Annotated in this window: 19 protein-coding genes; 12 read left to right on the forward strand and 7 right to left on the reverse strand. The window is 37.0% G+C overall.

Annotated elements, in window-relative coordinates; genetic code table 11:
* The first annotated feature begins 158 nt into the window (after window positions 1-158).
* The 10 genes from recJ to QOX35_RS07765 all read left to right on the forward strand — a co-directional run bounded on the left by recJ (window position 159) and on the right by QOX35_RS07765 (window position 10244).
* Window positions 159-1886, forward strand: a complete 1728-nt coding sequence (gene recJ / locus QOX35_RS07720; RefSeq protein WP_283686444.1) for a single-stranded-DNA-specific exonuclease RecJ — start codon at window positions 159-161, stop codon at window positions 1884-1886.
* 18 nt (window positions 1887-1904) lie between these two features.
* Entirely contained in the window at window positions 1905-2702 is a 798-nt protein-coding gene (locus tag QOX35_RS07725; RefSeq protein ID WP_283686445.1) for an MBL fold metallo-hydrolase, read from the forward strand.
* A gap of 88 nt (window positions 2703-2790) precedes the next feature.
* A complete protein-coding gene (locus QOX35_RS07730) occupies window positions 2791-4695 on the forward strand; it encodes a RecQ family ATP-dependent DNA helicase (protein WP_283686446.1) in 1905 nt (634 codons plus the stop codon).
* Between the two features lie 77 nt (window positions 4696-4772).
* The gene (locus tag QOX35_RS07735; RefSeq protein ID WP_135103996.1) at window positions 4773-5240 is read left to right on the forward strand and encodes a magnetosome magnetite crystal formation protein family; all 468 of its coding nucleotides are present in this window, start codon (window positions 4773-4775) and stop codon (window positions 5238-5240) included.
* Window positions 5241-5245: 5 nt separating this feature from the next.
* The gene (hisA, locus tag QOX35_RS07740) at window positions 5246-5962 is read left to right on the forward strand and encodes a 1-(5-phosphoribosyl)-5-[(5-phosphoribosylamino)methylideneamino]imidazole-4-carboxamide isomerase (RefSeq protein ID WP_283686447.1); all 717 of its coding nucleotides are present in this window, start codon (window positions 5246-5248) and stop codon (window positions 5960-5962) included.
* A gap of 14 nt (window positions 5963-5976) precedes the next feature.
* Window positions 5977-6729 carry an imidazole glycerol phosphate synthase subunit HisF gene (hisF, locus tag QOX35_RS07745; protein WP_135103998.1) on the forward strand — a complete coding sequence of 251 codons (753 nt, stop codon included), beginning with the start codon at window positions 5977-5979 and terminating at the stop codon, window positions 6727-6729.
* Entirely contained in the window at window positions 6726-8348 is a 1623-nt protein-coding gene (locus QOX35_RS07750; RefSeq protein WP_283686448.1) for a S41 family peptidase, read from the forward strand. Before hisF ends, QOX35_RS07750 begins: the two co-directional genes overlap by 4 nt.
* Entirely contained in the window at window positions 8345-8941 is a 597-nt protein-coding gene (gene hisIE, locus QOX35_RS07755; protein WP_135103999.1) for a bifunctional phosphoribosyl-AMP cyclohydrolase/phosphoribosyl-ATP diphosphatase HisIE, read from the forward strand. The genes QOX35_RS07750 and hisIE overlap by 4 nt, the downstream gene beginning before the upstream one ends.
* A gap of 61 nt (window positions 8942-9002) precedes the next feature.
* Window positions 9003-9698: a cell division ATP-binding protein FtsE gene (locus QOX35_RS07760; RefSeq protein ID WP_283686449.1), complete on the forward strand. Its 696-nt coding sequence runs from the start codon at window positions 9003-9005 to the stop codon at window positions 9696-9698.
* 18 nt (window positions 9699-9716) lie between these two features.
* A complete protein-coding gene (locus tag QOX35_RS07765) occupies window positions 9717-10244 on the forward strand; it encodes a GNAT family N-acetyltransferase (RefSeq protein WP_283686450.1) in 528 nt (175 codons plus the stop codon).
* Between the two features lie 77 nt (window positions 10245-10321).
* On the opposite strand, the gene QOX35_RS07770 is transcribed toward QOX35_RS07765, so the two are convergent.
* Entirely contained in the window at window positions 10322-12658 is a 2337-nt protein-coding gene (locus tag QOX35_RS07770; protein WP_283686451.1) for a glycoside hydrolase family 20 protein, read from the reverse strand.
* Window positions 12659-12820: 162 nt separating this feature from the next.
* Here QOX35_RS07770 and QOX35_RS07775 point away from each other — a divergent pair, with 162 nt between their 5' ends.
* Window positions 12821-13057, forward strand: a complete 237-nt coding sequence (locus QOX35_RS07775; protein ID WP_135104003.1) for a YecH family metal-binding protein — start codon at window positions 12821-12823, stop codon at window positions 13055-13057.
* Window positions 13058-13134: 77 nt separating this feature from the next.
* On the opposite strand, the gene QOX35_RS07780 is transcribed toward QOX35_RS07775, so the two are convergent.
* Together QOX35_RS07780 and QOX35_RS07785 are read right to left on the reverse strand one after the other, a co-directional pair.
* Window positions 13135-13923: a glycosyltransferase family A protein gene (locus QOX35_RS07780; protein WP_283686453.1), complete on the reverse strand. Its 789-nt coding sequence runs from the start codon at window positions 13921-13923 to the stop codon at window positions 13135-13137.
* A complete protein-coding gene (locus QOX35_RS07785) occupies window positions 13913-14608 on the reverse strand; it encodes a PIG-L deacetylase family protein (protein WP_283686454.1) in 696 nt (231 codons plus the stop codon). The genes QOX35_RS07780 and QOX35_RS07785 overlap by 11 nt, the downstream gene beginning before the upstream one ends.
* A 204-nt stretch (window positions 14609-14812) precedes the next feature.
* On the opposite strand from QOX35_RS07785, the gene QOX35_RS07790 reads away from it, so the two are divergent.
* On the forward strand, window positions 14813-17161 hold the full coding sequence (locus QOX35_RS07790) for an ATP-dependent helicase (RefSeq protein ID WP_283686455.1): 2349 nt from the start codon (window positions 14813-14815) through the stop codon (window positions 17159-17161).
* 63 nt (window positions 17162-17224) lie between these two features.
* Here the strand turns inward: QOX35_RS07790 and QOX35_RS07795 are convergent, their stop codons facing one another.
* The 4 genes from QOX35_RS07795 to QOX35_RS07810 all read right to left on the reverse strand — a co-directional run bounded on the left by QOX35_RS07795 (window position 17225) and on the right by QOX35_RS07810 (window position 20863).
* Window positions 17225-17833 (reverse strand): FKBP-type peptidyl-prolyl cis-trans isomerase, encoded by a 609-nt coding sequence (locus tag QOX35_RS07795; protein ID WP_006842643.1) that lies wholly within the window; start codon window positions 17831-17833, stop codon window positions 17225-17227.
* A 107-nt stretch (window positions 17834-17940) separates the two neighbouring features.
* Window positions 17941-19125, reverse strand: a complete 1185-nt coding sequence (locus tag QOX35_RS07800) for a MalY/PatB family protein (protein ID WP_283686456.1) — start codon at window positions 19123-19125, stop codon at window positions 17941-17943.
* A gap of 149 nt (window positions 19126-19274) precedes the next feature.
* Window positions 19275-19910, reverse strand: a complete 636-nt coding sequence (locus QOX35_RS07805; protein ID WP_135104006.1) for a peroxiredoxin — start codon at window positions 19908-19910, stop codon at window positions 19275-19277.
* 131 nt (window positions 19911-20041) lie between these two features.
* Window positions 20042-20863, reverse strand: a complete 822-nt coding sequence (locus tag QOX35_RS07810) for a tetratricopeptide repeat protein (RefSeq protein ID WP_283686458.1) — start codon at window positions 20861-20863, stop codon at window positions 20042-20044.
* Window positions 20864-20879: the final 16 nt, after the last annotated feature.

Genomic DNA, 20879 nt, shown 5'->3' on the forward strand with positions numbered 1-20879 from the left:
TTTCACTTATATATATTATCTTTACGAATTCGTACTAGGCTACTTTTCGATATAAATAGCCGTACTAAGAGATTGGTAAAAGGGCATATTGTTGTCATATTTAACAAAAAAATGCTAGCCTATCTCTCTTGAGACAGAAGAAAGAAAAACTATATATAATGATTTACAAATGGAATTACGAAGCCCTAACAACCCAGCAAAAAGAGCAGAGAGACGAGCTTGCTAAGAAATTAGGCATAAGCCCTGTTCTTTGCCAGCTCTTGATTCAGAGAGGGATATCTTCTGCCGAAGAGGCCCGTAAGTTTTTTCATCCTAGTTTGAGAGACTTGCATGACCCCTTCTTGTTGCCTGATATGGATAAGGCTATAAAGAGAATAGAAAAGGCACTGGGACAAAAACAACGTATACTTATATACGGAGATTACGATGTAGACGGAACAACTGCGGTTGCTCTTGTGTACAAGTTTCTTCGGAAGTTTACCACCAATCTGGATTATTATATTCCCGATCGTTACGATGAAGGTTATGGGATATCCGAACAAGGTATAGACTATGCAGACGAAACAGGCGTTAAGTTGATCATTGCGCTCGATTGCGGTATAAAGGCAAATGAGAAGATAGACTATGCTAAAAGCAAGGGGATCGATTTTATCATTGGTGATCATCACATGCCCGATGATGTCTTGCCCGATGCGGTAGCGGTAATAGATGCCAAACGCTTAGACTCTACCTATCCTTATGAACATCTTTCGGGATGCGGAGTCGGCTTTAAGCTTGTGCAGGCATTGGCTCAGAGTAATAAAATCGATTTTTCTGAAATTACAGATTTGCTTGATCTGGTAGCTGTAAGTGTGGCATCCGATATTGTACCTATCACAGGAGAAAATAGGGTACTTACCTATTTTGGGTTGAAACAGATAAACTCCAATCCGAGTTTAGGACTTAAAGGTATAATTGATATTTGCGGCTTAACATATAAGAATATTACAGTCAATGATATAATTTTCAAAATCGGACCACGTATCAATGCTTCGGGTCGTATGATGAAAGGAAAAGAGGCTGTAGATTTACTTTTGTCGAGCACGATCGAAGATGCTCGTGAGAAAAGTATGAATATAGACCATTATAATGATGATCGCCGCGAGCTCGATAAACGAATTACAGAAGAAGCAATACAGTTTATCGATGAAAATGTAGATATGAAAGAGAAGAAAAGTATCGTTATCTACAATGAAACATGGCACAAGGGTGTTATTGGGATTGTCGCTTCACGTTTGACTGAAAAATATTTACGGCCGGCAGTCGTTCTTACCCAGTCTCAGGGATTAATTACCGGTTCAGCCCGTTCTGTAATGGGTTTTGACGTTTACAAGGCGATTGAAGCCTGCAAAGATATCTTGGAAAACTTTGGAGGACATACCTATGCTGCCGGATTATCATTGAAAGAAGAAAATTTAAAGGAATTCAAAAGCCGTTTCGAAGCCCTTTCTCTCGAAATGATTGCTCCCGAGATGATGCGTCCTCAGATACATGTCGATGCTGAACTCTCGTTTAAGGAAATAAATCAGAAGTTTACTGAAGATTTAGCTGCTTTTGCTCCCTTTGGTCCTGAAAACCTGAATCCTATATTTGTTACGTGCAATGTTATGGATTACGGTACAAGCAAATTGGTGGGAAAAGATAATGTTCATCTCAAGCTTGAAATGATAGACGATACAATGTCGACACCTGTTAATGGAATTGCTTTCAGGCAACAGGATAGTTCAGATAAGGTTAAAAGCGGTAAGCCTTTTGATATATGTTATACATTGGAAGAAAATACGCATAACGGCAAGACTAATATCCAGCTTTATGTGAAAGATATTGATACCGGACAATTTTGCTAACTTCAAAATTATAAGCTTATGAGGAAATCATTATTATCAATATTCGTATTAACTACAGTTTTATTCGTTTCTTGTGGTAATAAATCTACAGCAAATTCATCTGTAGCGTCAACCGATTCATTAAGTATGAATACTCAACTTGAATATATTAAAGCGGATGTGTATGAAACCAGTGCTGGGCCTTTGAAAGTGACTCTGGTGGGTCATGCCTCACTTATGTTCGAGTTTGGAGGGAAAATAATACATGTAGATCCGTACTCAAAAGTCGCAGACTATTCGAAGTTGCCTAAGGCCGATCTGATACTGCTCACTCACGAGCACGGGGATCATCTCGATAGTGCTGCTATTGCTGCCGTGAAAAAGGCAGATACACATTTTATTGTATCTAAAGTATGTAATGAAACCCTTAAATATGGTGATGTAATCAACAATGGTGATCATGCTCACTGGGCTAATCTTCATATAGATGCTGTGCCTGCATATAACATCGTCAATAAAAAGCCGGATGGAGAAGCCTATCATCCAAAAGGTAGAGGAAACGGATACATTATAGCATTCGGAGATAAAAGAGTATATGTAGCTGGGGATACCGAAAATATTCCTGAAATGGATAAGTTGAAAGGTACGATAGATATCGCTTTCTTACCCAAAAATCTTCCTTATACAATGAATGACGATATGTTTGTTGATGCTGCTAAAAAAGTACAGCCGAAAGTTCTTTACCCTTATCACATGTCAGAATTTGATCAGGAGAAAATAGGTAAGTACTTGGATGATACTAATATAAAATTAGAGATTCGTCCAATGAAAAACTAATATAGGAATAAACTGAATTTAATGTGCCAATATGCCAATATTATAATCAAATTGGGATGTTGGCATATTTATTAATAGGTTTTTTAGAATGGATATATATCACAAAATATTAAAGCAATATTGGGGTTACGATGAGTTTCGTCCATTACAGGAAGATATTATCCATTCCGTTAGCCAAGGAAAAGATACATTGGGGCTTATGCCCACAGGAGGAGGGAAATCTCTAACTTTTCAGGTGCCTGCAATGGCTATGGAGGGCATTTGTATAGTTGTTACCCCCCTCATTGCATTGATGAAAGACCAGGTGGATAATCTTCGTGAAAGAGGAATTAAAGCTTTGGCTGTATATTCGGGAATGACTCGCCAAGAGATTATAACTACACTGGAGAATGCAGTATTTGGTGATTATAAGTTTCTATATGTATCCCCTGAAAGACTTGCTACCCAACTTTTCCTGAGTAAGCTTCAACATATGAATGTCTGCTTGCTTGTAGTCGATGAATCGCATTGTATCTCTCAATGGGGGTATGATTTTCGTCCGTCTTATCTCCGGATAGTAGAAATACGTCAGCATATACCAGAAGTGCCGGTATTGGCTCTTACAGCGACTGCAACAGCTGATGTGATCGATGATATTCAAGAGCAGCTTCACTTTAAGGAAAAAAATGTATTCCGAAAAAGTTTCGAGCGCAAGAATTTGGCATATATCGTTCGTGGCACAGAGGGAAAACAAGAAGAGTTAGTTCGGATTCTCGAAAAAATAAGAGGGTCTACCATTGTATATGTGCGTAGCAGGCTGCGGACGAAAGATGTCTCTGATTTCTTAATTAAAAATGGTTTTTCATCCGATTTCTATCATGCAGGATTGAATGCTTCGGATAAAATACGCAAGCAAAATGCATGGAAGAATAATGAGATCAGAATAATAGTTTGTACAAATGCCTTTGGAATGGGAATCGATAAGCCTGATGTCCGCTTGGTAGTACATACCGATCTACCTAATTCTATCGAAGAATATTTTCAGGAAGCGGGACGTGGAGGGCGTGATGGAGAAAAGTCTTATGCAGTTATACTGTACGATAGAAATGATACTGCTAAACTCAAAAAGCGCATAAGAGATGAATTTCCTGAAAGAGAGCTTATCTTTCATGTATATCAATCTTTGGCTTATTTTTTTCAAATAGCTGAAGGCTATGGAACAGGTATGATCTATGATTTTAATATTCATCAGTTCTGTTCGGTGTATAAGTTACCGATATTACCTGTACATAATGCTTTGAAAATTCTTGATCTTGCCGGTTATATTGAATATACGGATGAAGTAGATAATCGCTCTAGGCTCATGTTTACTGTTTACCGAGACGATTTATACCATTATAATTTTGATAAGGAGTATGAGCAATTGGTAAACACAATATTGCGACTTTATACCGGACTTTTTACTAATTATGCAGCTATAAATGAGGCTGAGATAGCTTTAAGGATGGATAAGTCGCGGAATGCAGTTTATGAGATGCTCAAGGTGCTAGATAAAAGAAATATTATTGATTTTATACCTCATAAAAAAACTCCACTGATTGCTTATACCCAACCTCGTATAGATGTTAAGTACCTTAATATCCCCCGAATAGTGAACGAAGATCGTAGATTTCGCTTCGAGAAACGCATAGAGGCGATTAGTCATTATGCAGAACAAAATGAAATCTGTCGAAGCCGTATCTTACTCTCTTATTTTGGCGAAAAGAAAATAAATGATTGCGGGCAGTGTGATATATGCTTGGCAAAGAATGGTTCGGGGCTGAATAATAAGACGTTTAATGAAATATCTCAGTCTGTAAAAGGTTTGATAAAGAGTGATTTATTGTCTGTGGATCATGTTGTCAGTTCATTGTCGGAATATAATCAAAAAGACATCTTGGATACTATTCGCTTTTTAGTTGATCGAGGCGAATTGGAAATGATATCGGGTAAAGTACGTGTAATAAACGCCTAACACTTATCTTATAACTTACAACTTTATATTATCTTTACAGGATTATCGTTTTACTTTAAAAAAAACGTCATTTTGTTATGGATAAATATGAGGATTTGAGAATATTGGAAGATCTAAGATCGAAAGGAGCCATATCAGAAGAAGAATATCAAAGGGAAAAGGATAAAATCCTAAATTCCTCTTTTAGTGGCCAAACGAAAAATTCACTCGGTATGGAAGAAAACACATACTTGATGTTGATGCATCTTTCCCAGTTTGCCGGATTCATTATTGCCGGATTGGGTTTTGTTATCCCAATTGTGATGTGGTTGGTTAATGCAGATAAGAGTGAGGCTGTAAGCAGGCATGGCAAGAATATCGCCAACTTTATGTTGAGTATGCTTATCTATATAGTTATATCAATCATACTTTGTCTCGTCCTTATTGGTATACCTATGCTTATCGCTTTAGGAATAATTGAGATTGTATTCATTATTATTGCTGCCTTAAAAGCCAATAATGGAGAGTATTGGAAATATCCTCTAAGTATACCGTTTTTTACCTGATATAAATGATAGAAATAATTCCGGCTATAGATCTCATTGATGGGAAGTGTGTACGACTTTCGCAAGGAGATTATGAAGCCAAAAAAGTATATAATGAAGACCCCTTGGAGGTTGCCAAAATGTTTGAAGGTGCCGGTATTCGGCGCTTGCATTTGGTAGACCTTGATGGAGCTAAGGCAAAGCATATACTCAATCAATCAGTATTGGAGAAAATCGCATCCAACACATCTCTTATCATTGATTTTGGAGGAGGTGTGCAAAGTGATGAGGATATTGAAATCGCTTTTAATTCGGGCGCATCAATGGTTACCGGAGGCAGTATTGCTATCCGAAATAAGGAGCTTTTTACTTCTTGGATAACCAAATATGGAGCAGACAAGATTATCCTTGGTGCCGATTGTAAAGATCATAAGATTGCCGTATCGGGTTGGCAGGAAGCAACCTCAGTTGAGGTAATACCTTTTATCGGCGATTATAACCAAAAAGGTATATCGAAAGTTGTTTGTACCGATATAAGCAAAGATGGTATGTTACAGGGGCCATCAATTGATTTGTATAAGGATATATTAAATGTTTTTCCGAATTTGTATCTCATAGCCAGTGGTGGTGTCAGTTGTTTTCAGGACATACTTGATTTAGAAAAATCGGGAGTGCCTGCCGTTATTTTAGGAAAGGCTATTTATGAGAATAGAGTAACACTAAAAGAACTGAGTAGGAGATAAAATAAAAAGAATAAATGTTAGCAAAAAGAATTATACCTTGCCTTGATGTAAAAGATGGGAAAACCGTAAAAGGGACGAACTTTGTAAATCTCAGAGAAGCTGGAGATCCGGTCGAATTGGGAGTACGTTATAGTGAGCAAGGAGCGGATGAATTGGTCTTTCTTGATATCACAGCGTCGCACGAAGAACGTAAAACTTTTATAGATCTTGTTAAGCGTATTGCTGCAAATATTAATATTCCTTTTACTATAGGTGGTGGTATCAATGAGCTTTCTGATGTAGACAGACTTTTGAATGCGGGAGCTGATAAGATATCAGTAAATTCTACGGCTATCAGAAATCCGAAGATAATAGAAGAGATAGCCAAGAATTTTGGTTCTCAGGTATGTGTGTGTGCGATAGATGCCAGTCTCAAAGATGGACTGTGGTCTTGCTATACGAGTGGTGGGCGCAACAAGACTGATAAAGAACTCTTCTCGTGGGCAAAAGAAGTTGAAAATTTAGGAGCAGGAGAGATTCTATTTACTAGTATGGATCACGATGGAGTGAAGACAGGCTATGCGAATGAAGCGTTACGCATGTTATCCGAAACATTAAATATCCCCATCATAGCATCCGGAGGCGCAGGAAACATGCAACATTTTCGGGATGTCTTTGTGGAAGGTAAAGCCGATGCAGCACTTGCAGCCAGTGTTTTTCACTTTGGGGAAATTGCGATAAAAGATTTGAAAGAATATTTGAAAAAAGAAAATATAAATGTAAGATGAAAAAGAGTAAAATAGTGATACTTGCTTTATTCTTATTGTCAGGACTACAAGTTTCTGAAGCACAAGTATTATCTAGAGACTCTTTATCTAGTGAGTTCAAATATTTTATAAAACTAATAGAAAAAACACATCCAGATCCATATTCTGAGTTTGGCGGAAAAGTTCAGTTTTCAAAGGAAGCCTTTTACCTCAGACAGAAAATTGAATTAAATGATTATACATTAGATCAATATCGAAATATACTTGCATCATTCATTTCTAGATTACATGATGGTCATAGTTATATATCAAATAATCAAATAAGTAATATAAATAAATATATTCCTATTTCATTTAAGGTTACAACAGAAGGGCTTATATTAAAAGGTTTGCCTGAATCAAAAGCAAAATTATTAGGAAGCAAAGTTATTTTGATGGACGGAATCCCTCTTGATACTTTGTGTAAAAGAATATCCAATATATCTCCCTCTGAAAATAGATATGGAGAGTATAAGAATTTAGGATATATGCTTTTTAAACCTTCAATATTGAAACAAATGTTTCCTGATATTGAGGATAAAGGATATATTGAAATAAAAGTTGAAACTCCGAATAATACAATAGAAAATATAACCTTAAATTTGACAGAGAACAGTGAGTGGTATTTAACTAATTTCACTCAGTTGCCTATACAAAGCAGATTCTCAAAAGATGAATATTTATATTATACTTTTGCTAATGATAAAAATACGATGTATTTGAGAATGAAAAGTGTGATGGCGAAGGAAAATTTTCTGGAAATAAAGCAACAGAAATGGCCTTCACTTGAAAATCAATTAAAGAATTTTTATCAGTGGACTCTTAGACGAAAAATGCCGGATAATATAAATGAAGCTATTGAAGGATTACCTTGTTTTTCAGATGTTTTTCGCTCAATGCTTACGGAGATGAAAGAAAATAATACCTCTAATCTGATTGTTGATCTCAGAGGTAACGGTGGAGGTTGGACACCTATCACTTTACCAACTTTGTATATGTTGTATGGGGATAAATATCTGAATAAAGATATGCGGATATATTCTTATCAGATGTTATCTTCTCTTCTTATGCATAAAAAAGCAACAACATTAGAGGAATTTAATAAACGGAATAAATCAAATTATGAGTACGGTGATTATACTTTTTCTGAGTCTATTATTAATAATAATGAGACGCAAGAAGAAAAACGTATTAAATTTGTAAATAGGAGTCTTGGAGAAAGTCAGAATTACATTAAGGATCTCGAAGGCAATGCTATATATACTCCAGAAAATATTTATGTAATAACAGACGAGGGCACATTCAGTGCCGCATTTCATTATGCTTTCTACTTATGGAAGATGGGAGCCAAAGTTGTCGGAATTCCTTCGTCTCAATCACCTAATGCATATATGGAGGTAACAGAGTTTGAGTTGCCTTATACAAAATTGAAGGGAAGTATTTCGAACAGTGTACAGTATTTTCTTCCTGTGAATGATAAAAGAGCAAAGATATTCTGGCCGGATATGATGCCCGAATATAAAGATTATAAAAAATATAATTTTGATCAGGATGCCGAGCTGTTGTGGCTTCTTGATTATATAAAAGTAAATGTAAGATGAAACTTGATTTCGATAAAGTGGGCGGACTTATCCCTGCAATTATACAAGATAATGTAACAAACAAAGTTCTAATGCTGGGTTACATGAACGAAGAGGCTCTGAATAAAACTCAGGAGACAGGAAAGGTTACATTCTTCAGCCGTACGAAACAACGTTTGTGGACAAAAGGAGAAGAGAGTGGAAACTTTCTTCATGTGATTAGTATAAAAGACGATTGCGATCATGATACGCTACTCATTAAGGTGAATCCTGTTGGCCCTGTGTGTCATACAGGTGCTGATACCTGCTTTGAGGAGGATAATAAAGAAGATATTCTTTTCTTTAAATATCTGCAGCATTTTATAGAGAAACGTTACAAAGAAATGCCCGAAGGCTCATATACAACATCTCTTTTTCAGTCAGGAATAAACCGTATGGCTCAGAAAGTGGGAGAGGAGGCATTAGAATCTGTAATAGAAGCATGTAATGGTACTGATGATCGCCTGATTTATGAATCTGCCGATATGCTTTATCATTTGATTGTTTTGCTAACATCAAAAGGTTTGAGTATTGAAGATTTAGCTAGAGAGCTTCAAAAGAGGCATAAGAAATAAAACACGTAGACTGTGAGCAAATAGTATCTGCTAATTGTTTAACTGTTGAAATAGAGTAATTATGGATACAGAAAAAGAAGTAATTGTAAAATACGAAGGAGTTGATCTCGAACGAGATGGCAACACAATATTAAGTGATATTAATCTGACTATCAGAGAAGGCGATTTTGTGTATCTGATTGGTAAAGTTGGTTCAGGAAAAAGTACTCTTCTCAAAAGTATGTATCATGAGATACCTTTAGTTAGAGGTACAGGAAAAGTCTTGGACTATGAGTTAGAAAATATTAAAAAGAAACAAATTCCTTACCTGAGAAGAAAGGTCGGTATTGTTTTTCAGGATTTTCAATTATTGATCGATCGCTCGGCAGAAAAGAATCTTGAATTTGTATTACGGGCTACCGGATGGAAAAACAAAGATTTAATAAGTCTACGGATTAATGAAGTACTGACTCAGGTTGGTATGCAAAATAAAGGCTATAAAATGCCTCATGAGCTTTCGGGTGGTGAACAGCAAAGAATTGTAATTGCTCGTGCTCTACTCAACTCACCGGAGGTTATATTGGCTGATGAGCCAACCGCAAACTTAGATCCTGAGATGGGGGGGCAGATTGTTCAATTACTTCATATCATAGCAGGAAATGGTACGGCTGTAGTCATGTCGACGCATAATTATGCCGTTGTACAAAAATATCCCGGGCGCATTATAAAATGCGAAGACGGTTACTTGAAAGAAGTAAAAATCAGCCAAGGGAATTAATAAAAATAACACAAGAGAATGGAGATTAAGGAATTAGATATGTCAAATCATGCAGAGGTTTCGTTTATAGAAAATCTTTATATCGAATCTTTTCCTCTTAGCGAACGACGCCCTTTCGAGAAAATGCTGGATTTGCATAAAGGCAAGAGCCCATTTGTTATATCTGTAACGATAGAAGATGGTAAATTAGTTGGTTTTCTCACATATTGGGACTTAGATAAATTTATTTTTGCAGAACACTTTACTATTTCACCCGACTTCCGAAATGGAGGTTACGGACGTAAAGTGATGGAGTTGTTTATGCAAGCGTCTAGGCCTATAATTCTTGAAGTAGAACTTCCTACGACTATATTATCCGAGCGTCGTGTTGGTTTCTATCAGCGTTTAGGATTCAGATTGTGGGAGAATGTACAATATCAGCAACCGGCTTATCATAATGATGGGAATGCTATTCCGATGAAACTAATGTCTTACGGAGATATTGATATTGAGCGTAACTTGGTAGATATTCGCAGTAAAATATATAGTGTTGTGTATAACTGTTGAAATAAGTATAATTCTATATAAAAAGCAAAGGAGCTGTCTAATCAGACAGCTCCTTTGCTTTTTATCATTACATTTTTTTATTCAATGATTATCTCGTCTACAAATACGAATGAGGGACTTCCTTTCCCTACGTGCCATTCAGGGATTGACTTGGTAACTTTTGCTGTTATTTTTACATAACGAGCTTTCTGTGTTGGAAATTTCGCTACTAAATCCTGCACTCTGTCACTCGGGCTATCTTTATCCACAATTGGATATTTTTCTTCGAACACTTGTTTGAAAGATTCTCCATCTTCAGAAAGAGATACAATATATCCTGTTGCTCCAAAAATCCACGATCCCGGACTAACAAAAGTCCCGGTAATAACCTCTGACATTTCTGTCGGTTCTTTCATGTCAATAGTTGCAACGAAATCTGTATTATAAAAGCCGAGCCATTCACCATTCGCGTGAGAGGTACCGCCTCTTTTTCCATTTACCAACGTGATTGCTCCGTTGTAAGTATAATTTTTGTGAGGGGCATTCTCCAGTTTTATGTTTTTGAATGTGGCTTTATTGAACTCAAAAGATTCGGTATATTTTTTACTTTGTTCCTTGTCTCTGAATGCTATAGCCTTTATAGTTGCTGTTGAACCAATCTCGATAGGGTGTTCATATTTTATACTCTTAGTCGATGGCGTACTACCATCTAGAGTATAGTATATAGGAGCGTTATCATAGGTGAAAAGTTTTACATTCACTACACCTTTAGCAACATCTTGAATAATTTCGGAACTAATGTCTACTACATGCGTTGCAAAGTTGTAATCCAGCTTTTTATATAGGTCCATCAATTTGCCAAGGCGAGGCAGGAAAAATTCATAGTTCTTCTTTTCCGGCATCGTCCATTGCACTTCGCTTAATGCCGCAGCTCTAGGCAATACCATATATTCAGCCTGTTTAGAGTCTACTACATACTCTGTCCATAAGTTAGCCTGAGTACCTATTATATATTTGCTTTCTTCCGCTGTAAGTTCACTAGGAACAGGTTCGAAGCTATATACTTTCTTTACAGAAACAAACCCTCCGAAAGCAAGAGGTTCTCCCGTTGTGTCATCTGTCTGATAATAATCGAAATATAAATGAGATGTAGGAGTCATCACTGCCTCGTGTTTCATTTTTGCAGCAGATGCACCGCCTTCCATGCCTCTCCACGACATGACTTTAGCATTTGGAGCTAATCCTCCTTCAAGTATTTCGTCCCAACCAATGATTTCACGTCCTTTACTATTCAAGAATTTCTCCATACGAGATATTACATAGCTTTGTAGCATGTCTTCTTTCGTATGTTTTGCATCTCCTTTAAGTCCTAATTCTTTAATCTTAGCCTGACATTTAGGACATTCCTTCCATCGTGCCTTAGGGCATTCATCACCACCTACATGTATAAGTTTAGATGGGAATAGATCTATAAGCTCAGAATATACATTCTCCAGGAAAGTGTATATCTCTTCATTACCGGCACATAGCACATCGTCAAATACACCCCAAGATTCACCCACATTATATGGGCCTCCTGTACACCCAAGATTAGGATAGGCTGATAATGCTGCCAACATATGGCCCGGAAGGTCTATTTCTGGAACAATGGTTATAAAACGTTTTTGAGCGTACGCTACTATCTCTTTTATTTGCTCCTGTGTATAATAACCACCATAAGGTTTTCCGTCATACTTAGCAGAGTTTCTTCCGATAACAGTCTGAGCACGTTGAGACCCTACCTTGGTGAGTTCGGGATATTTTTTTATTTCTATTCTCCATCCCTGATCATCAGTAAGGTGCCAGTGAAAACGGTTCATGTTATGTAGAACTAAGATATCTATATATTTTTTTATAAACTCTACAGGAAACATATGGCGACCTACGTCAAGCATCATTCCTCGGTATTCGAAACGTGGGTAATCCTTTATTTCTACAGCCGGAAAGATAATTGTACTGTTTGATGCATCTTCGGGGATCGATTTTCTTAATGTTTGTACTCCGTAAAATGTTCCGGCATTGTCTTTCCCATTAATGATTATCTGTTTGCTGTTTACAATAAGACTGTATGATTCAGGCTTATCTACCTGATAATCAGCTTTCAGTATAATCGAGTTTTCAGATACTTTTTTATCTGTTACTTTTAGGCTCAAACCTGTACTCAATTTGAGGTACTCGGACAGAAATTCGGCTGTTTGCTTTTGTATCTCATCGCCTTTCGAATAACTAATCTGAGTATTACTATTTAACGTGAAACTTTCATTTCCCGCCAAAGTTATACTTTGAGGTAATGGTATAACCTCGTAATTAGCCTTTAGTGGAATTTTGTTCTCGCATCCGGCTAATGTAGCGGTTACAAGTAAAAAATAACAAATGGTTTTAAGGGTTTTTCTCATGAACTTTTTTGATTTTAGATTTGAACACATAAAGATACAACAAAATAGAAAACTAAATAAAAATATTTTTTAAGTAAAGAGGAATATTTGTGTAACATATGTTACGTTTGCTCTGGGTGTTTACTCCTTATCTTTGTATGGAAAACTAAGAATAAGATAATTATGGAACAATTGCATGCTCATGAAGTACTTCATATGATGGAAGGAAATAATTACACGGAGTCTTCTTTAAAGGAGGCCATTATTGAACAATTTGGTAAAGATCAAAAGTTTTATGCTTGTTCAGCAGAAGATATGGATATTGATGAATTAATAGTGTTTTTAAAGAATAAAGGGAAATTTATGCCTTCAAATGATAATGGATTTACTGTAGATGTAAGTAAAGTTTGTAGTCATTAGTTATAAACTGAAGAGTAGAACATATCCGATAGAAAAATAAAGTGACAAAAAAAATGGTAAAAAACACCGTTTTTTTGTCACTTTTTATTCCGATTAATGAGGCGAGCTCTTACTTCGGGATATGCATCTATAATATTCTTCATATTCTTGTCATTGAGTTTTTTTCCTTGCGTGTTGTCATACATCAAGGCCTCAGTCTGAGACTCTTCTATGACTGTTATTTTCTCAGAGCTTCCTGCCGGAGCAGTTTTTGTGTCATTAAGAATTGCCATTGCACAAAACCATAGGTCATCAGTTGTTGGACAAAGATTCATAAATATATCATCGCGGAAAACGTCCGGATGTAAAGAATGCGGCGGAAATAAAGTACCACCACCTGTTGTCGCTAGATTTCTAAATTTTGGTTTGCCTCCGTACAAAAATAGTCGCCATCTTTTACATCGCTTCCATGTTTCATATTTTCCAATATTCCCACTTTTAGTGGTTATTAACCTAATGCGGCACCCGCAAATAGCATGTGGGTACTTATGGTGTTTTTTTATCAATCTTTCAATTATATTGGGCGGATACAAAATATCATCATCGAATGTAACAATATTATCATCTGGAAACTCTTTTAATGCCGGAATCAATTTTTTAAATGATTTTATATCGCGTGCCCACCAACGGACTTCAAATTTTCCATTTTTTGCCAAATCAGTTAATGTTTGTGGCAATTGTCGATCGGGAAACTGTTCATCGGCCAGATACAGGATAACTTTATCTAGTGGTACCGATTGATTTAAAATAGTTTCAATTACACGGTGAACAGTCGTTATCCTAGCAGGATAAGAGGTTAATGATCCTATTAGTTTTTTATTTCCCATCTAGAAAAGTAATATCGTTAAACCGTTCATAAGGCTTGCCTGCATGTATACGTTCTTTCATATAATAGTTGGCCGTTCTCTCTTTCCAATTTCTGCGAAATAGTTTTCGTAGGGTTTTCTTATACATCAACATTGCGTCTAATTTTTCAGAAATTTCATTCTTTCTTAAATACACGTATGCATAATGGGCTGTCAATGGCGATTCCGTCTGTTCAATATCATAATAGAATTCTTCGTAGAAATAAACACGTCTATCGAGGTCCTGAACAGCAATATTCACGATACGGTGATCTATATGATTACCCAGTCCTGCAGGAGCAATCAATATATCATCAGACTTTGTATTCATCAGAATATAATCTCGGATTTTTTCTATCAAATCATACTCTGTAACTTCTACTGTGAACAACTTTTTCTTCGCCTGCTTCATCAATTTTCTCATCCCCTTTCTGTATACAACATCCAGAAACGGGGCATTCTTTACACTGCATCTTAATGCCTCGGCTGCATTCTTGTTTTCAGATTGTCTGTGTAATACATAATATGCATATTTGGGATGATACCATGGTATCGCTGTCATAATAGTCATTACGGAACATTCTTCTCCAGATTCAACGAGTCTGTTTATAACACCTCCGGCCGACCCTATGGCATCGTCAAAATGTGGAGATATAAATACATACATCTATCTATTTCGATTTATGATTAATACTCTTGGATATTTATTTTACTGTAACAAAAACAAAGTTAGTAGATATATTCTTTCTACCTTATAATATTTATATAGATTAATTTGAAGGGTACGAAAAATACATGTACTTCTGTAGGCGATAAGCTTACTATTGTTCGCTGAAAAAGCATTACCTTTGTTATCCTATCTCAACTTTTTATGGATAACTTACTCGATCAATTAAATAAACAACAACGCGAAGCCGTAGAATATAATAGCGGACCTTCTCTAATTATTGCCGGAGCAGGGTCGGGCAAGACTCGTGTATTGACATACAAAATAGCCTATCTGATGCAGCAAGGCTATCATCCTCAAAGTATATTGGCGCTAACATTTACCAATAAGGCTGCACGCGAAATGAAAGAACGTATCGCGCAGCTTATTGGCTGGCAATATGCCCGTTACTTATGGATGGGTACGTTTCACTCTGTTTTTTCACGAATCTTACGTACCGAAGCAGAAAGAATAGGCTTCACAGCTAACTTTACTATTTTCGATTCTGCTGATTCCCGTAATCTTATAAAAACCATAATAAAACAGTTTCAGCTTGATGATAAAGTCTACAAGCCGGCACGTGTGCAATCGATCATATCGAGTGCAAAAAATGCTCTCATATCTCCACAGATGTATGCTCAGAACAAAGAACTTATAGAGTACGATCAGCGAGCAAAGATGCCCATGATAAAAGATCTATACAGAGAATATAACAATCGGTTGAGGGCATCGAATACAATGGACTTTGATGACTTGCTGTTTTATACCAACCGCTTGTTTCGAGATCACCCGGATGTGTTAGCTGCCTATCAGGAGCGTTATCAGTTTATACTTGTAGATGAGTATCAGGATACTAATTTTGCACAGTATCTTGTTGTGAAACAGCTTGCTGATGCACATCATCGAGTGTGTGTGGTAGGAGATGATGCCCAGAGTATATATTCGTTTCGTGGAGCCAATATTGAAAATATATTAAAGTTTAAGGAGGTATACCCGGAAGCTAAGATGTTTAAACTGGAGCAAAACTATCGTTCTACCCAGAATATTGTAAATGCAGCAAATAGTCTCATAAAACAAAATAAAGATCAAATAAAAAAGACAATATATTCCGAAAATGAAGAAGGAGATCGCCTCGAAGTGGCAAGTGCTTTCTCCGATTTCGAGGAAGGGGTGATTGTGTCTAATAAGATATGGGATTTGCGTCGTGATAAGAATGCTCCATACAGTGAGTTTGTAATTCTGTATCGTACAAATGCACAGTCTCGTATCTTTGAAGAAGCATTGAGAAAGAAAAATATACCTTATCGTATTTATGGCGGATTATCTTTCTATCAGCGTAAGGAAATAAAAGATGTAATAGGATATTTTCGCATGGTGGTAAATCCGTACGATGAGGAAGCTTTTCGCCGTACCGTTAATTTTCCTACCCGAGGTATAGGCAATACAACCTTAAATAAAATTGCTGATGCAGCACGCCTGCATAATGTAAGCCTGTGGGAGGTAATCAGCAATCCGTTGGGTTTCAATCTGGATGTTAATGCCGGTACTGCAAAGAAATTGGCTGGATTCAAAGAACTGATAGAAAGCTTTATTTCCCAATTACAAGAACTCTCTGCTTACGAACTGGCTACCCGTATTGTGAAGGAAAGTGGTATTGCTTCTGATGCATACCAAGATCAGACACCCGAAGGTATGAGCCGTCAGGAGAACTTACAGGAATTGCTCGGAGGTATTCATGAGTACTGTGAAAGCCGTCAGGAAGAAGGTCTAGGCGGAATCGGATTGATGGACTTTCTGTCCGAGGTATCTCTTCTCAGTGATCAAGATACCGACAAGGAAGCCGATAAAGAGAAAGTTACCATGATGACAATCCATGCAGCTAAAGGATTGGAATTTAATAATGTCTTTGTCGTAGGGCTCGAAGAAGATCTTTTTCCTTCGGCTATGGCAAAGGATGAGTTCAGAGGACTTGAAGAAGAACGGCGTTTGTTCTATGTGGCAATAACACGGGCGAAGGAGTTTTGTATGATAACTTATGCGAAAAGCCGATTTCGTAATGGTCAGATTAATGCATGTAATCCAAGTCGTTTCTTAAGGGATATCGATACGGATTATCTGAATGTAAATGCCGGAGTACTCGGATCGGGAGGCTTTGGTGTTCTCAATCGTCCTGAGACATACACCAAAGAGCTGTTTGACTACTCATCCAATACTCGTACTACTCATCCGGAACGATCTGTACAAAGAGAATCAACTCCTCTATCTCAACCGAAAAATGAAAGCTTCGGTCAACCTAAATTTGTAAATGCTAGAACAGCTACGCCTAAAACGTCGGCAGGGAGTAATGCAGGAGAGGTAAGTGTAGGGGCTATTATCAAACACGAACGTTTTGGCATCGGAAAAGTGACCGCAGTAACAGGTGATGTAGATAGTCGTAAGGCAACCGTAGAATTTGAAAATTCCGGAGTAAAGCAATTATTATTAAAGTTTGCCCGGATTGAAATAATCGGATAAAAGAAAAAGACAGATGTTTTTTTAGCATCTGTCTTTTATATATTATATAATGTCAATCAAATTTTAGTGACATCCACATCCTGAACCGCATCCGCCAGCTGTTTCTTTTTCGCTGCCGCATCCGCAAGAGTCTTCTTCTCCGTCGCCACAACCACATCCTGAACCGCATCCGCATCCACCACCTTGAGGTGCAAACAATGCTGCAATTTCTTCAGGTGTAGATTCTCTTACAGTTAGTACTTTTCCTGAGAAATTTAATGTTTCTCCAGCTAATGGGTGATTGAAGTCCATTTTTATAACATCTTCTTTTACTTCCACAACAGAACCATTCAAACGATTTCCGTTTGTATCCATCATTGGAACTGTATTTCCTTCAAAGATCACTTCTTCATTCAATACACCATCTTGTTCGAATATATTTCGTGGGAGATCAACCACATGATCATCATCGTATTCGCCGTATGCTTCTTCCGGTGTGAGTGTGAAATCGAAAGAATCTCCTTCAGCTAATCCATCGATGTTCTTCTCAAAAGCCTGAAGCATAGAGTCTGTACCAAAGATAAATTCAAGAGGAGTCTCAGCTGTAGCCTTTTCCATTAGTTCACGTTCCTCACCTTCACCAACTGTCAGGTCATAAGATAGAGCAACAAACTTATTAGTTGAAATTTTCATTTTATTTATTAATTGTTTATATGGATTAATAACCAAGTCCTAAGACCTATTTTTTACTTTATTTTTGTATGACAATAATCGTGCCCAAAATTGTAATAGAAACAATTCTAGTCATGTATTTGTTTTGCGTATACTGCCTTTTTAAGATTATCCAACGCTTTTTGTATGTTGGCTAAAGGCGTACCCACATTTAAGCGCATGTATCCTTCTCCCCCTTGTCCAAACATCTCGCCATCGTTCAGTGCCAATTTGGCATCGTCTACAAATAGAGAAACTAATGCCTTTTGAGAAAGATTCAGTTCTCTACAGTCTAGCCATACAAGAAATGATGCTTCAGGAGTCATTGCTTTTATTTGAGGGATATTCGCTTTTAGGTATTCGTCCACAAACTTGATATTATTCCATATATAATCTTTAGCTTGTGCCAACCATTCATCGCAATGCTCGTATGCGGTTTGAGCTGCCAAATAAGCAAATATATGACCTTCGTCAAGCTCGCTGCTTTCTAAATATTTGTTGAATTTTTTTCTGAGTTCGTCATTCGGAATAATTGAATATGAACTTACAATACCCGCTATATTAAATGTTTTGCTGGGAGCCATGAATGTAATGCTGTTTTGCGCAGCTTTCTCTGACACACTGGCAAATGGAATATGCTTGTGTGGAGCAAAGGCCAAATCTGAATGAATCTCATCTGATATAACCAATATTTTGTGCTCGTAACATATTTCAGCTATATCAATTAATTCCTGACGTGTCCAGACTCTTCCACCCGGATTGTGAGGATTGCAAAGTATCAGTACTTTACTAGCCGGATTGATTATATTCTTCAATCCTTCCAAATCCATTTTGTATTGTCCGGCTTCCAATGTTAGAGGATTGTCTACAACAATACGATGGTGCAAAGTCGGGATTATACGAAAAGGGTGATATACGGGTGGTTGTATTATTATTTGATGATCTTTGGACGTAAAGCAATCTAAAACGAAGGCTATTCCTTTTACTATTCCGGGAATAAATGTAATCCATTCTTGTTGGATTTGCCAGTTATGGTGGCGATTAACCCAATTTATAATAGAATTATAATATTCTTGAGATGCACAAGTATAACCAAAAATGCCGTGATGAGCTCGTTCGATGATGGCTTCCGTTATTGCCGGTGGGGACTTGAAGTCCATATCTGCAACCCATAAAGGAATGAGTTCGGCATTACCATAACGTGCCGCAAGAGCATCTGTTTTTAAGGCATTGGTCCCCTTGCGATTGATAATTTCATCGAAATTATATTTCATTTTGAGTTAAATTAAAAATAACGAGTACAAAAGTATGAAAAATAAGGGCAATATATTCCTTTTATGTATTAAAAAGCCGTAATCAGAAGGACTACGGCTTTTATGAACTAAATTAACTTAAACTTATATCCGTTATAAACAAGACAGAACTAATGTTTATGGGATAAATAATCAGAAATCCCTTCTTGGGTTGCTTTTAAAGCTTTATCTCCTTTCTTCCAGTTTGCAGGACAAACTTCGCCGTATTCTTCAGTGAATTGAAGTGCATCGATTACACGTATAGCTTCGTCTACACTACGTCCCAGCGGCATGTCATTTACTACCTGATGGCGTACAACACCTTCTTTGTCGATCAAGAAAAGTCCGCGATAAGCCTGAGGCGCACCGTTGAATACATCTTCACCTTCATCGTTGTAGTCAAATGATCCTGCCAGTACATCATAAGCAGTAGAAATCATGAGTGATTGGTCTGATACCAATGGATATTTAACCCCCTTGATACCTCCATCATTTTGTTCTGTTTGTAACCATTTCCAGTGAGAGAAAGCTGAGTCGGTAGAAGCTCCAACAACAGCTACGTTACGTGATTCGAATTCTGCAATTTTTTCTTGGAATGCGATAATCTCTGTCGGACATACAAATGTAAAATCTGCAGGGTAGAAGAAAAACAATACATATTTCTTTCCTTTGTATTGTTCCAAAGAGAAGCCTTCTACTATCTCATTTCCATTCACTACAGCACTTGTATTGAATACGGGTGCTTTCTTTCCTACTAATACTGACATAATTACTTAATTTTAATTATTAGTTTATTTGTTATACTTGCAAATATAGAAGCATAATCTTAATAAATCAAATAGATAATAATTATGTTAATATTGATAAATGTTATGTTTGATGAAAGAGAGTCTTTTTGTTATTTGCACAATTTGAGAAAGTCGGCTACAATTGTTTGGCTAACTCCCATTTCCTGTGCTTTCAGAAAGTCTTCTTTAGCCAGACGTTTGTCATACTGAGCCAGTCTTAACTGACCTCTCAATAGATAGATAATCGGATCGCTGAAGCCTAGTTCCAGAGCCTTATTTATATCTTCATTCATCCGTGCCAGTTTGTTTAACTGCAAGTAGCATTCTGCTCTGTTGAAATATAGGTCTGCGTTGTTTTTGTGTTTGTATATTAAATCGCTGTATAGCTCTTCTGCCTCTTTAAATTCGCCTCTTCGTTTCATTATCAGAGCTTGTCCCAGTTTAGCTTGTAGATTATCCGGTGCTTCTTTTAAGGTCTTTTCAAAATCTTCTTCGGCTGCAAATATATTATTGTTATTGAGATGCAATAGCCCTCGTCGATAAAGTGCTTCTATATCTTTCGGGTCGTTTAGCAATACCGTATTGTAGTCTTTCATGGCATCGTCATATCGTCCCATATCGCAATATAATGCTGCACGGCTATGTTTCAGAAAAGCCCGATCGGGATATCGTTCTATTGCTACATTATAAGATATAAGAGCTTCTTCGTATTCACCGAGGTTTCGTTGTATTGTACCCAGGTTAACCATCAGCATGATATTGTTCGGGTTTGCAGGTTCTTTACGCAATGCAGCCTTTAGCGCTTGTTCGGCAGCGGCATAATCCTTCATATCTATGTAGTCCATGGCTCTATTTACCATATCCTCGTATGTCTGAGCCCACGTAATAGTTGCGAAAGTAATGAATAGTAATAGTATGTATAATTTTTTCATTAAATAAGTAGAAATT

It is taken from the genome of Dysgonomonas sp. Marseille-Q5470 (assembly GCF_951230145.1).
Taxonomy (GTDB): domain Bacteria; phylum Bacteroidota; class Bacteroidia; order Bacteroidales; family Dysgonomonadaceae; genus Dysgonomonas.

Coding starts and splice junctions, on each gene's coding strand:
- recJ (WP_283686444.1), top strand. CDS start 159: ATGATTTACAAATGGAATTACGAAGCCCTAACAACCCAGCAAAAAGAG.
- QOX35_RS07725 (WP_283686445.1), top strand. CDS start 1,905: ATGAGGAAATCATTATTATCAATATTCGTATTAACTACAGTTTTATTC.
- QOX35_RS07730 (WP_283686446.1), top strand. CDS start 2,791: ATGGATATATATCACAAAATATTAAAGCAATATTGGGGTTACGATGAG.
- QOX35_RS07735 (WP_135103996.1), top strand. CDS start 4,773: ATGGATAAATATGAGGATTTGAGAATATTGGAAGATCTAAGATCGAAA.
- hisA (WP_283686447.1), top strand. CDS start 5,246: ATGATAGAAATAATTCCGGCTATAGATCTCATTGATGGGAAGTGTGTA.
- hisF (WP_135103998.1), top strand. CDS start 5,977: ATGTTAGCAAAAAGAATTATACCTTGCCTTGATGTAAAAGATGGGAAA.
- QOX35_RS07750 (WP_283686448.1), top strand. CDS start 6,726: ATGAAAAAGAGTAAAATAGTGATACTTGCTTTATTCTTATTGTCAGGA.
- hisIE (WP_135103999.1), top strand. CDS start 8,345: ATGAAACTTGATTTCGATAAAGTGGGCGGACTTATCCCTGCAATTATA.
- QOX35_RS07760 (WP_283686449.1), top strand. CDS start 9,003: ATGGATACAGAAAAAGAAGTAATTGTAAAATACGAAGGAGTTGATCTC.
- QOX35_RS07765 (WP_283686450.1), top strand. CDS start 9,717: ATGGAGATTAAGGAATTAGATATGTCAAATCATGCAGAGGTTTCGTTT.
- QOX35_RS07770 (WP_283686451.1), bottom strand. CDS start 12,658: ATGAGAAAAACCCTTAAAACCATTTGTTATTTTTTACTTGTAACCGCT.
- QOX35_RS07775 (WP_135104003.1), top strand. CDS start 12,821: ATGGAACAATTGCATGCTCATGAAGTACTTCATATGATGGAAGGAAAT.
- QOX35_RS07780 (WP_283686453.1), bottom strand. CDS start 13,923: ATGGGAAATAAAAAACTAATAGGATCATTAACCTCTTATCCTGCTAGG.
- QOX35_RS07785 (WP_283686454.1), bottom strand. CDS start 14,608: ATGTATGTATTTATATCTCCACATTTTGACGATGCCATAGGGTCGGCC.
- QOX35_RS07790 (WP_283686455.1), top strand. CDS start 14,813: ATGGATAACTTACTCGATCAATTAAATAAACAACAACGCGAAGCCGTA.
- QOX35_RS07795 (WP_006842643.1), bottom strand. CDS start 17,833: ATGAAAATTTCAACTAATAAGTTTGTTGCTCTATCTTATGACCTGACA.
- QOX35_RS07800 (WP_283686456.1), bottom strand. CDS start 19,125: ATGAAATATAATTTCGATGAAATTATCAATCGCAAGGGGACCAATGCC.
- QOX35_RS07805 (WP_135104006.1), bottom strand. CDS start 19,910: ATGTCAGTATTAGTAGGAAAGAAAGCACCCGTATTCAATACAAGTGCT.
- QOX35_RS07810 (WP_283686458.1), bottom strand. CDS start 20,863: ATGAAAAAATTATACATACTATTACTATTCATTACTTTCGCAACTATT.